7 protein-coding genes are annotated in these 12,880 nt (G+C 63.5%); 5 read left to right on the top strand and 2 right to left on the bottom strand.

What is annotated here, in order from left to right; translation table 11 throughout:
• The first annotated feature begins 48 nt into the window (after positions 1 to 48).
• The 5 genes from N2597_RS05050 (at position 49) to N2597_RS05070 (ending at position 7,617) form a co-directional block, all read left to right on the top strand.
• Positions 49 to 510, top strand: coding sequence for a cytochrome c-type biogenesis protein (locus tag N2597_RS05050; RefSeq protein WP_183596981.1), 462 nt, complete (start codon positions 49 to 51; stop codon positions 508 to 510).
• 197 nt (positions 511 to 707) lie between these two features.
• A complete protein-coding gene (locus N2597_RS05055; RefSeq protein WP_077994837.1) occupies positions 708 to 2,294 on the top strand; it encodes a Do family serine endopeptidase in 1,587 nt (528 codons plus the stop codon).
• 65 nt (positions 2,295 to 2,359) lie between these two features.
• The gene (locus N2597_RS05060) at positions 2,360 to 3,115 is read left to right on the top strand and encodes a response regulator transcription factor (RefSeq protein ID WP_406549641.1); all 756 of its coding nucleotides are present in this window, start codon (positions 2,360 to 2,362) and stop codon (positions 3,113 to 3,115) included.
• Positions 3,112 to 4,524: a sensor histidine kinase gene (locus N2597_RS05065; protein WP_077994838.1), complete on the top strand. Its 1,413-nt coding sequence runs from the start codon at positions 3,112 to 3,114 to the stop codon at positions 4,522 to 4,524. The genes N2597_RS05060 and N2597_RS05065 overlap by 4 nt, the downstream gene beginning before the upstream one ends.
• 135 nt (positions 4,525 to 4,659) lie before the next feature.
• On the top strand, positions 4,660 to 7,617 hold the full coding sequence (locus N2597_RS05070; RefSeq protein ID WP_183596979.1) for a bifunctional [glutamine synthetase] adenylyltransferase/[glutamine synthetase]-adenylyl-L-tyrosine phosphorylase: 2,958 nt from the start codon (positions 4,660 to 4,662) through the stop codon (positions 7,615 to 7,617).
• Here N2597_RS05070 and N2597_RS05075 read toward each other — a convergent pair.
• Both N2597_RS05075 and pepN read right to left on the bottom strand, forming a co-directional pair.
• Positions 7,614 to 9,923 carry a PAS domain-containing sensor histidine kinase gene (locus tag N2597_RS05075; RefSeq protein ID WP_183596977.1) on the bottom strand — a complete coding sequence of 770 codons (2,310 nt, stop codon included), beginning with the start codon at positions 9,921 to 9,923 and terminating at the stop codon, positions 7,614 to 7,616. The genes N2597_RS05070 and N2597_RS05075 overlap by 4 nt on opposite strands.
• 192 nt (positions 9,924 to 10,115) lie before the next feature.
• Positions 10,116 to 12,764: an aminopeptidase N gene (gene pepN, locus N2597_RS05080; protein ID WP_183596975.1), complete on the bottom strand. Its 2,649-nt coding sequence runs from the start codon at positions 12,762 to 12,764 to the stop codon at positions 10,116 to 10,118.
• Positions 12,765 to 12,880: the final 116 nt, after the last annotated feature.

A 12,880-nucleotide genomic window follows, 5' to 3' on the forward strand; every position in this document is an offset into this window, starting at 1 on the left:
CCCCTCATCCGCCCTGTCGGGCACCTTCTCCCCGAGGGGAGAAGGGGAATGCGGCTTCTCTCACAGCTCCTCGTCATTCTCTTCACCCTCTTCACACCCTTCTCCGCCTTCGCCGTCAATCCCGACGAGGTGCTGGCCGATCCGGCGCTGGAGGCGCGCGCCCGAACCCTTTCGGCCGAACTGCGCTGCATGGTCTGCCAGAACCAGTCGATCGACGATTCCAATGCCGAACTGGCGAAAGACCTGCGCCTCTTGGTGCGCGAGCGCATCAAGGACGGCGACAGCGACGAGGAAGTGCTGGACTACATCGTCTCGCGCTACGGCGAATTCGTGCTGCTGAAGCCGCGATTCAATCCGAAGACCGTGTTGCTATGGGGCGCGCCGGTGCTGCTGGTGCTCGCCGGCGGGCTATCGTTGGTCGTCTTTGCCCGCAAGAGGGTCGGCAAGCCGACGGGAAGCAAGCTGACGCCGGAAGAACAGGCGAGGCTGAACGAGCTTCTAAAGAAATAACAACCCGTCGAGCCGGTGAATATCCTTTCGACACCCCAGGGAAGGGCCGGGCGCAGTAACGGCCAGAAATATTCCAAACATTACCAATTTTTCATTGGCCGGACAGTTCGCAGTAAGGTGCGCCATCCTATATCTTGACGCATCGACTGATCCGGCGCTGCCGGTCTGAAGATCCAAGAACAAGAGAAGGTGCTCCAATGCTGAAGAATTTCAACGGACGTCCGTCCCTCGCCACTGTGCTCAAGGCTTCTACCGTCGCCGGTATCGCAGCCGCTGTGCTCGCGACCGGCGTTCCGCTCGAAATCACCCGGTCTTATGCCGAAGCCGTCAAGGTTCAGGCGCCTGCCGTTCCGAGCTTCGCCAATGTCGTCGATGCCGTGTCGCCCGCCGTCGTGTCCGTTCGCGTCGAAAACCGGGTCAATCCCGTCGCCGACAACAATGACGGCTTCTCCTTCGATTTCAACGGCCGCGGCTTCGATGATCTGCCTGACGATCATCCTCTGAAGCGCTTCTTCCGCCAGTTCGGCCAGGATCCGAACGACCAGCAAGGCCATCAGCGGCGCTTTGGCCAGAATGGCCCCGGCGGTCCGAATGGCCCCGGCAAGGGCCGTCTGCGTCCGGTCGCTCAGGGCTCCGGCTTCTTCATCTCCGAGGATGGCTACATCGTCACCAACAACCACGTGGTTTCCGACGGTCAGGCCTTCGTCGCCGTGATGAATGACGGCACCGAACTCGATGCCAAGCTGATCGGCAAGGATCCGCGCACCGACCTCGCCGTCTTGAAGGTCGACGGCAAGGGCAAGAAGTTCACCTATGTCAACTGGGCCGACGACAACAATGTCCGCGTCGGCGACTGGGTCGTCGCCGTCGGCAACCCCTTCGGCCTCGGCGGCACGGTCACAGCAGGCATCGTCTCGGCCCGCGGCCGCGATATCGGCTCCGGCCCCTATGACGATTACCTGCAGGTGGATGCGGCCGTGAACCGCGGCAACTCAGGCGGTCCGACCTTCAACCTCAGCGGCGAAGTCGTCGGCATCAACACGGCGATCTTCTCGCCGTCCGGCGGCAGCGTCGGCATCGCCTTCGCCATTCCCGCCTCGACTGCCAGGGATGTCGTCGCCGATCTGATGAAGGACGGCCAGGTTTCACGCGGCTGGCTCGGTGTCCAAATCCAGCCGGTGACCAAGGACATCGCTGAATCGATCGGCCTTTCCGAGCCGAGCGGCGCCCTGGTCGTCGCCCCGCAGGCGGGATCACCGGGCGATAAGGCCGGCATGAAGGCCGGCGACGTCGTCACCGCCCTGAATGGCGAAACAATCAAGGATGCGCGCGATCTCAGCCGCCGCATCGGTGCGATGCAGCCGGGCAGCAAGGTTGAACTTTCGGTCTGGCGCGCCGGCAAGGCGCAGTCTCTCCAGGTCGAACTCGGCACTCTGCCCGCCGACCAGAAGGATGCTAGCGCCGATGACAACAACCAGCCGCAGCAGCCCGAGGCGCCGGCGTCCGAGAAGGCGCTCGCCGATCTCGGCCTGACGGTCGGCCCTTCCGATGACGGCAAAGGCCTGGCCATCACCGGCATCGACCCGGACTCCGACGCTGCCGACAAGGGCATCAAGGAAGGCGAGAAGATCACCTCGGTCAACAACCAGGAAGTCTCCACCCCCGCCGATGTCGTCAAGGTGCTGAACCAGGCCAAGAAGGACGGCCGCACCCGGGCGCTCTTCCAGATTCAGTCGAGCGAAGGAAGCCGTTTCGTCGCTCTGCCGATCAACGGCCAGGGCTGATCCGCGAAAAACGGGAGCCGTGCGGAGGAAACTCCGCGCGGCTCGATTGTTCTGATTTTTGAAGGATGATCCCGATGAGCGCCGCTCCGCAGCCAGATGCTTTGAGCCTTGCCGAAACGCAGCCGGTGGGTAATGTCGGCCGCATGAAGATTCTCATCATCGAAGATGATCTCGAAGCCGCGGCCTACCTTACGAAAGCCTTTCGCGAGGCGGGCATTGTCGCCGACCATGCCAGCGACGGCGAGAGCGGCCTGTTCATGGGATCGGAAAATACCTATGACGTCATCGTCATCGACCGCATGCTGCCGCGCCGCGACGGTCTTTCCGTCATCAGTGAGCTGCGCCGCAAGGGCATTCATACGCCGGTGCTCATCCTCTCCGCGCTTGGCCAAGTCGATGACCGGGTGACCGGTCTTCGTGCCGGCGGCGACGATTACCTGCCGAAGCCTTATGCCTTCAGCGAACTGCTGGCCCGTGTCGAGGTGCTCGGCCGCCGCAAGGGTACGCCGGAGCAGGACGTTATCTATCGCGTCGGCGACCTCGAGCTCGACCGGCTCTCCCATGAAGTGCGCCGCGGCGGCAAGGAAATCCCGCTACAGCCGCGTGAATTCCGCCTGCTCGAATATCTGATGAAGAATGCCGGCCAGGTGGTGACCCGCACCATGCTGCTCGAAAACGTCTGGGACTATCACTTCGACCCGCAGACCAACGTCATCGACGTCCATGTCTCGCGCCTGCGCTCGAAGATCGAGAAGGACTTCAGCCAGCCGCTCCTGAAAACCATCCGGGGCGCGGGGTACATGATCAAGGACGAGGGATGAGCCGCTTCAGGGTTCTCTTCAAGTCCACTGCAGTCCGACTTTCGGCACTTTACATTCTGCTTTTCGCAATCTGCGCCGCGACGCTCGTCTTCTATGTGACGGCGATGTCGGAACGGCTGCTGACGGGCCAGATCCGCGATGCCGTCAGGCAGGAGGTAGAGCAGGTGCAGCGCGCCTATGACACCGGCGGTATGAACCTTCTGCTGCGCACCATGGAGCGGCGCGCCCGCCAGCCCGGGGCCAATCTCTACATCATCGCCGGTCCCTCGGGCGATATTCTCGCCGGCAATGTCGCTTCAGTGCAGCCGGGTGTCTTCGAGGAAGTCGGCTGGATCTCGGCCCCCTTCGCCTATCAGCGTTATACGGACGGTGGAGGTGTCGAGCGCCGGCACAAGGCGATCGCCAATATTTTCGTGCTCGACAACGGCTTGAGAATTCTCGTCGGCCGCGACCTCGGCGATCCAGAGCGTTTCCGGTTGCTGGTGCGCCAGGCGCTGATGGTCGCTTTGGCGATCATGGGTCTAGGCGCGATCATCATTTGGTTCGGCATTGGCCGCAACGCGCTGAAACGCATCGACCGTATGTCGGATGCGAGCAAGAAGATCATGGCAGGCGATCTGTCGCAGCGCCTGCCGGTTGGCGGCTCCGGCGACGAATTCGACCGGCTGTCGATGTCTTTGAATACCATGCTCGAACGCATCGAGAAGCTGAACGAAGGTCTGCGGCAGGTCTCCGACAACATCGCCCACGATCTCAAGACGCCGCTGACGCGGCTGCGCAATAAGGCCGCCGACGCCCTCGATATGACTGACGGCGATACGCGGCGCGCAGCGCTCGAAGGCATCATTTCCGAATCGGACCAGCTGATCCGCACCTTCAACGCGCTGCTGATGATCTCCCGCGTCGAGGCTGGATCGGTCGCCGCGGAGATGTCGCCGGTCGAGCTGTCGGCCATTGTTTCCGACAGCGCCGAGCTTTACGAGCCGGCGGCAGAGGAGGCCGGACTTGGCTTGAGCGCCAGCGTCGAACCCGGAATCGAGGTGCAGGGGAATCGCGAGCTGATCGGCCAGGCGATCTTCAATCTGCTCGACAATGCTATCAAATACTCCTCCGATACTAAAGGGGCGGGCGAGGTGTCGCTGAAGCTTGCCCGCCGCCCGGATGGCATCTGCCTGTCGGTGGCCGACCACGGGCCGGGTGTACCGGCCGATCGGCGCGACGACGTGGTGAAGCGCTTCGTCCGCCTCGACGAAAGCCGCTCGAAACCGGGCACGGGGCTCGGACTTTCGCTGGTGGAGGCGGTGATGGAACTGCACAACGGCCGGCTGGAGCTCTCCGATACCAATCCCGACAAGCCGGAACAGCGCGGACTGACCGTCAGCATGATCTTCCCGGCCAAGGCTGCCTGAACCACTTGTGCGGAAACACGATCGGTTGAATCGCGTATTGGCGGTTTGGCGCCGAGACCCTAGTTTAATCCCGATCGAGCGGCGGGGCCGTGATTCTGGCGGCCGTTTCCTCCGCTCCAAAGCCAGGGAGAGCCTATGCTGACGAAATCGACGCATGGCCTGAAGGACGTCGCCGAAGGGCTGCTGCGTCCGCTGAGCCAGACGGAGTTGAAGCTGGCGCTGAGCGATCTTCAGCAGGCCGGCAAAAGCGAGCCGTCAGTCGCCGCGATGCTGAAGAGCGAAGGGGGGCTGCGCGATTTCATCGCCGCCGTGCTGACGCTGTCGCCCTACCTGCGCGAAATCGTCAATCTCGACCCGGCCATCCTCGCCGGCGCCATCACGCAACCCTTGGAGCCGCAGATCGAAGCGCTGATCGCTGAAGCGCGAGACTGCTGGCGGCCGGACGGCGAGGGGGCGACGCCGGCGGAATCGGTGGTGATGAGCAGGCTGCGCATCATCAAGCGCAAGGCTGCCTTCCTCGTCGCACTCGCCGATCTCTCGCGCATCGTCGATGGTCGGGCCACGACCGGCTGGCTGAGCGAGCTCGCCGAAGCCTCTGTCGCCGCTGCAATCGACCATCTGCTGCTGGCGGCGCATGAAAGCGGAAAAGTCAGGCTGCGGGATCCGGCAAAGCCGAGCGAGGGCTCGGGGCTGATCGTGCTCGGCATGGGCAAACTCGGCGCCTGCGAGCTCAACTATTCCTCCGATATCGACCTCGTCGTCTTTTTCGACGAACAGGCCGGCATCGTGCCCGACCCAGATGACGCTATCGAGGTGTTCCCGAGGATGATGCGCCGGCTAGTGCGCATCCTGCAGGAGCGCACCGCGGATGGTTATGTCTTCCGCAGCGATTTGCGATTGCGCCCCGATCCCGGCTCGACGCCGCTGGCGATTCCGGTCGATGCGGCGATGATCTATTACGAGGGCAGGGGCCAGAACTGGGAGCGGGCGGCCTTCATCAAGGCGCGCGCAGTGGCCGGCGACCTCGCCGCTGGCGGCGAGTTCCTGCGCGGGCTTTCGCCTTTCGTCTTCCGCAAATATCTCGATTACGCGGCGATCGCCGATATCCATTCGATCAAGCGGCAGATCCACGCGCATAAGGGCCATGGCGCGATCGCGGTGAAGGGCCATAATGTCAAGCTCGGCCGCGGCGGCATCCGCGAGATCGAATTCTTCGTCCAGACCCAGCAGCTGATCGCCGGCGGCCGCATGCCGGCGCTGCGCGGCCGGTCGACGGAGGAGACGCTCGGCGAGCTCACCAAGGCGAAATGGATCGACGCCGAGACCCGCGATGAGCTGACGGAGGCCTATTGGTTCCTGCGTGACGTCGAGCATCGCATCCAGATGGTGCGCGACGAGCAGACCCATCTTCTGCCGGAGACCGACGCTGATCTCAAGCGTATCGCTTTCATGATGGGCTTTACCGACACGCCGAGCTTTTCCGAACGCCTGGTCGGCGTGCTGAAGACGGTGGAGCGGCGTTATGCCCGCCTCTTCGAGCAGGAGAGCAGGCTTTCCACCGAAACCGGAAACCTGGTCTTCACCGGCCAGGGCGACGATCCGGATACGCTGGAGACCTTGAAGAAGCTCGGCTTCACCAGGCCGTCGGACATTTCCCGCATCATCCGCACCTGGCATTACGGCCGCTACCGCGCGACGCAATCGGTGGAGGCGCGTGAAAGGCTGACGGAGCTGGCGCCGGAGCTCCTGCGCGTCTTCGGCGAAAGCAGGCGCGCCGACGAGGCGCTGCTGCGCTTCGACAGCTTCATCTCCGGCCTTCCCTCGGGCATCCAGCTCTTCTCGCTGCTTAGCAGCAATCCGGCGCTGCTGTCGCTGATCGTCAACATCATGTCCTCGGCGCCGCGGCTTGCCGAGGTGATCGCCGCCAAGCCGCATGTCTTCGACGGCATGCTCGATCCAGGCCTGTTGGCCGAACTGCCGACGCGCGACTATCTGAGCGAGCGTCTGAACGGCTCGCTCGTCCAGGCGCGCCATTATGAGGAGGTGCTCGACCGGCTGCGTATCTTCGCCGCCGAACAGCGCTTCCTGATCGGCATCCGCCTGCTCACCGGCGCAATCAACGGCGCAATGGCCGCCCGCGCCTTCACCCATCTCGCCGATCTCATCATATCAGCCGCACTCGATGCCGTGACAAGCGAGATGCGGGCGGCGCACGGCGATTATCCCGGTGGCCGCATCGCCATATCAGGCATGGGCAAGCTCGGCAGCTTCGAGCTGACCGCGGGGTCCGACATCGACCTGATCCTGCTTTATGATTATGACGCCGCCGCCGCCGAATCCGACGGGCCGAAGCCGCTCGACGCGACGCGCTACTTCACCCGCATCACCCAGAGGCTGATCGCCGCCCTGTCGGCGCCGACGGCCGAAGGCGTGCTCTATGAGGTCGACATGCGGCTGCGTCCCTCCGGCAACAAGGGGCCGGTCGCCACCCGCATCAATGCCTTCGGCAAATATCAGCGCGAGGAGGCCTGGACCTGGGAGCATATGGCGCTCAGCCGCGCCCGGCTGATCTCAGGCGATGACAGCCTGATCGCCGAAGCGGAGCATGTCATCCGCGAGGTGCTGTCGGCCGATCGCGATATCGTCAAGGTGGCACATGACGTGGCCGAGATGCGCGAACTGATCGACAAGGAAAAGCCGCCTTCGGGCCCGTGGGACCTGAAGCATATCCCCGGCGGTGTCATCGATCTCGAATTCATCGCCCAGTATCTGGTGTTGATCGCGCCAACCAGGGGCGTCGGCGTTGCTGTCAGCGGCAAGAGCACCGGCGAGGCTCTGAAGTTGCTCGGCGACCGGCTGCTGGCCGCGGACGATCTCGACACCTGTCTTGAAGCCTTCGCGCTCTATACCAGCCTGTCGCAATTGATTCGTCTCTGCATCGACGGTGAGTTCGATCCGAACGACGCGCCTGCCGGCCTCATCGAACTCGTCTGCCGTGCCGGCGACTGCCCCGATATCAGGACGCTCGAGGGGGAAGTGAAACGGCTCTCGAAGGCGGTTCGGAAGATTTTTCTGAGTGTGGTTAAAGCCTAAACATCATCCGGAATGCGCAGCGAGATCACCGTGCCCACCGCTTCGCGCGAGCGGATTTTCATGCGGCCGCCATGCAGCGCGGTCAGCGAACGCGAGATGGCAAGCCCGAGGCCGGAACCGCCCTTGCTCTTGGCGTACTGGCTCTGAACCTGTTCGAAGGGCTGGCCGATCTTCGACAGCGCCGAGCGGGGGATGCCGATGCCGGTGTCGGCGATGGTGACGGTGACGGCGCCGTCGACGCGGCGTGTGCGCACCGCGATGCGGCCGCCATTATCGGTGAACTTGACCGCATTGGAGAGCAGGTTGAGCAGCACCTGTTTCATTGCCCGGCGGTCGGCCGTCAGCGTCAGGCCGGAGGAGATGCGCTGGTCGATGACGATGTTCTTTTCCGCCGCCGGAATGGCGGTGAAGCGCAGGCTTTCCTCGATCAGCGGCACGAGGTCGATGCGCTCGCAATGCAGCCTGAGATGGCCGGCCTCGATCTTCGACATGTCGAGGATGTCGTTGATGACGTTGAGCAGATGTTTGCCGCTGTCATGGATATCGCGGGCATATTCGTTGTATTTCAGCGAGCCGAGCGGCCCGAACATCTGGTTCTGCAGGATTTCAGAGAAGCCGAGAATGGCGTTCAGCGGCGTGCGCAGCTCATGCGACATGTTGGCGAGGAATTCCGACTTTGCCTTGTTGGCGGCCTCGGCGCGTTCCTTCTCCGCCTGATAGTTGGCGTTGGCCGTCGACAGCTCGGCCTTCTGGATTTCCAGCGTCTGGCGCGAGGCGGAAAGATCGCCGATCGTCGCCATCAGCCGCCGTTCGGATTCCCGCAGCCGCTCCTGATGGCGCTTCATCAACGTGATGTCGGTTCCGACCGACACCTTGCCGCCGTCGCGGGTGCGCCGCTCGTTGATCTGCAGCCAGCGCTCGTCGGCCAGCTGCACCTCCGTCGTGCGCGAATAGCCGGAGCCGTCGGCATCGGCGATCCGCCGCTCGATGACCGGGCGGGCGGCGGCGGCATTGACGATCGAGCGCTCGGTGCCGGGCACCAGCACGCTATCCGGCAGCCCGTAAGCCTGCTGGAAATGCGTATTGCACATAACCAGCCGGTCGTTCTTGTCCCAGAGCACGAAGGCTTCCGAGGTGCATTCGATCGCGTCGGCGAGCCGCTGGTCGGCTTCCGCATAGCGTTGGGCGAGCCGGTGCTGTTCGGTCACGTCCATGGCGATGCCGATCAGATGCATGCGGCCGGAATTGCTGCGGATCACCTGGGCGCGGGCGCGCATCCAGACATAGTGGCCGCCGGCATGGCGCATGCGGAAGATCTGGTCGACCTGACCGGAATGGCCCGCGGCGATGGCGCGGGCGATCTCGTAAAGGCCGCTATCGTCGGGGTGCATCAGCCGCGCGGCTTCGCCGAAGCCCATCGTCTTGTCGGAGCCCGGCAGGCCGAGCATGTCGTACATCGAGCGCGACCAGAAGAATTCCCGGTTTTCGAAATCGAAGTCCCAGAGGCCGCAGCGGCCGCGCGACAGCGCCGTCTCGACGCGCAGGTTCGATTCCAGGAAGATGTCGTCGGCGTCGCGGGCGCGCTTCACCTGCGTGTAATAGGCATAAAGGATGACGAGCAGGATCGAGGAGATGCCGGCAAACAGCGTGACATTGAGCGCCAGCTCCTCGCGCCAGAGCCTGCCGACCTCCTCAAGCGAGGTGGCGGCGACGACGAAGCCGCCGGAATTGCCCATCAGCGTGATCTCGGCATAGTGCGGTACGCCGCCGATAGTCGTTTCGATGACGCCGGCCCGATCGCCGAAACGCCGGATCGCCGAGACCTCGGGGAAGAAATCGCCGACATTGCTGCCGACATGCGAAAGCCCGGCGGTCGTTGCGGCAAAAACCTTGCCGCTGGCCTGCACCAGCAGCACGAAGGCGCCGTTATCAAGCCGGTCCTGCGGCAGGTACCTGGAGAGGCGGGCCTGCGCTTGCGCGATATCGCCACTGTCGAAAATGTCGGCCGTATCGGCAAATACGGCCGACGCCGTCGCCGCCGAAAGCGCGGTGGCATGGCGGGCGGAAGCCTCCAGCCGGCTATATTCGCTCATCATGCCAAAGAAATGGGAGGCGGCGACGACGGTGAGGAAGGCGATGATCAATGCCGGAATGGCGCGCTTCAAGATCAGCTCTGCCTTCGGCAGATGACGCAGGAGCGGTTCCGATGTCGGGTGACCGGATAGGCTGTCTCGCCAGGCTTTCAGCCCGTCAAAATCGACACGCAGCCGTCCTCCGGCCACGGTTGCCCGCCGCACGTCCATCATCTCTTCGCCTTGTCCCTCGTGTGATTCGCGCGCCGCTCGCTCGAACCTGACCTAGAGAATCATGGGTGATTCGCCTTGTCCAGAGGCAAAGGTAAAAATCCGTTAACTATTTATATTTTTGTGTTTTTCGGGCGATTCGAACCACCGGGCGAGGCGGCCGCCGCGTGGTGCGCGCCGGCCGGTCCAGGCATATCACCCCTTGAGCGTGCGTTCGACGATATCGCGCACATCGGTGGAAAGGTCGGGCGCCCGCTCGATCTCGATCAGCGCGGAGCGGGCGTGATCGGCGCGTGTCGGCTCCAGCGAGCGCCAGGAGCGCATCGAGGTGAGAATGCGAGCTGCGAGCTGCGGGTTGCGGCCGTCGATTTCGAGAATTTGACCGGCGAGGAAACGATAGCCTTCGCCGTCGGCCCGGCCGAAACCGGTCGGATTGGCAAAGGCGAAGGTTCCGACCAGAGCCCGCATCCGGTTCGGGTTGGTCCGCTTGAAAAGCGGGTTCTCCATCAAGCCGCGCACCCGGTCCAGCGCCTTGACGCCTGGAATGCCGGCCTGGATCGTGAACCATTTGTCGATGACGAGCGCGTTTTCCGCAAAGCGGTCGCGGAAGGCGGCCAGCGCCTCGCTTGTCTCCGCACTGTCGGGGAAACGATGGGCGAGGATCGTCAGCGCATGGCTGAGGTCGGTCATGTTGTCGGCTGCGTCGAAGGCTGCCTTGGCGCGCGCAGGTGTCTGTTCGGCGTGCGAGAGATAGGTCAGCGCACTATTGCGCAGCGCCCGCAGGCCGGCGCTCTTGGCATCGGGGCTGAAGCCGCCAGAGGTCGCCATCGCCGCGTAGAGGCCGGCAAAGACTTCCTTTCCGGCATCGGCGATCTGTTTGAGGATCGCCTGCCGGCCGGCATGGATGGCATCGGGATCGTTGTTGCCGCCGAGTTCGCGGGCAATATCGGATTCGCTCGGCAGCGCCAGGGCCTGGGCGCGGAAGGCCGGCTCGAGACTTTCGTCGGCGGCCGCCGCAATCAGCGTCTCGACGAAGGTCGGCTCGCAGACGACCGGCTTGCCCTCGCGCGCGTCGCGGGCAGCCTTCAGAAGGTTCGGCAGCGCCAGATCGGTCAGCGCCTGCCAGCGGGCGAAATGATCCGTCTCATGGCGGGCGAGATGGGCGAGATCGGCCGGGCTTTGATCGAAATGCAGGTTGATCGGTGCCGAGAAGCTGCGGTTGATCGACACGACCGGGCGCGAGCCGACGCCACGAAACACCGCCGTCTGCGTGCGTCCGGTCAGGTGCAGCACCTCGCCGGCATATTCGGCGCCGTCGACCGAGCTCGGCGCGATCTTGCCGCCGTTCTCGCCGAAGAGCGCCAGGCTGAGCGGGATATACATCGGTTCCTTGCTCGACTGGCCGGGTGTAGCGGGCGTCATCTGTTCGAGCGACAGCGTGAAGGTGCCGGCCGCCGGATCATAGCTGCCCGATGCGGTGACGAGCGGCGTGCCGGCCTGATGGTACCAGAGCGAGAATTGCGTGAGGTCCCGTCCGCTCGCATCCACGAAGCATTTGACGAAATCCTCGATCGTCACCGCCTGGCCGTCATGGCGGTCGAAATAGAGATCCATACCCTTCTTGAAGCCGTCTCTGCCGAGCAGCGTCGCGATCATCCGCGTCACTTCGCTGCCCTTCTCGTAGACGGTCCGCGTGTAGAAATTGTTGATCTCGCGATATGTCGTCGGCCGCACCGGATGGGCGAGCGGGCCGCCATCCTCCGGAAACTGCTCGGACTTCAGATGGCGCACATCGGCGATGCGCTTGACCGGGCGCGAGCGCTGGTCGGAGGAAAATTCCTGGTCGCGATAGACCGTCAGGCCTTCCTTGAGGCACAGCTGGAACCAGTCGCGGCAGGTGATGCGGTTGCCGGTCCAATTGTGGAAATATTCGTGCGCGATGACCGCTTCGATATTGGCGTAGTCGGCATCGGTCGCGGTCTCGGGATCGGCAAGGACGTATCTGTCGTTGAAGACGTTGAGGCCCTTGTTCTCCATCGCGCCCATGTTGAAGTCGGAGACGGCGACGATCATGAAGATGTCGAGATCATATTCGCGCCCGAACCTCTCTTCGTCCCATGCCATAGAGCGCTTCAGCGCATCCATGGCATAGGCAGCGCGCGGCTCCTTGCCGTGCTCGACATAGATCTTCAGCACCACCTCGCGGCCGGACATGGTGGTGAAGGTGTCTTCGACGACGCCGAGATCACCGGCGACGAGAGCGAAGAGATAGCTGGGCTTCGGATGCGGGTCGAACCAGGCGGCGAAATGCTTGCCGGGGCCATAGCCGGCGCCGCCGAGGAAGTTGCCGTTCGACAGGAGTAGCGGGTTGGTCTCCTTGTCGGCGATAATGTTGACAGTGAACGGCGCAAGCACGTCGGGCCGGTCGGGGAAATAGGTAATGCGGCGGAAGCCCTCCGCCTCGCACTGCGTGCAGTAGATGCCGCCGGTGCGATAGAGGCCCATCAGTTGGGTATTGGCCTCGGGATTGATGATCGTGGTGATCGTCAGTTCGAAGGGGGCGCTTTCCGGCAGGTCGCGCACCGTCAGGCTTTCCGGCGTTGCCTCATAACGCGAGGGATCGAGCTCCACCTGGTCGAACAGCAGCCCCGCCAGCGTCAGCTCGTCGCCGTCGAGCACGATCGGCGCTGTAGTGTCGGCGCCCGGGCGGCGGTGAAAGATGAGACGGGCTTCGACTTTGGTCTCCGTCGGGTCGAGTTCGAAGGTCAGGTCCACGCGTTCCAGCACGAAGTCGGTGGGACGGTAATCTGCCAGATGAATGACCTGGCCGGTATCTGTTCGCATGGTGTTTCCTGAAGACCGTTATTTGACAACCGCGGATACAGAGGCGGGCGCACTCTGCCTAAATTGCCGGGCATGATTACATTAAAGTCTGAACCAAAGTTAAAGCAAATTGCCCG

Origin of the sequence: Rhizobium sophoriradicis, from assembly GCF_025200795.1 — a bacterium.
Taxonomy (GTDB): Bacteria; Pseudomonadota; Alphaproteobacteria; order Rhizobiales; family Rhizobiaceae; genus Rhizobium; species Rhizobium sophoriradicis.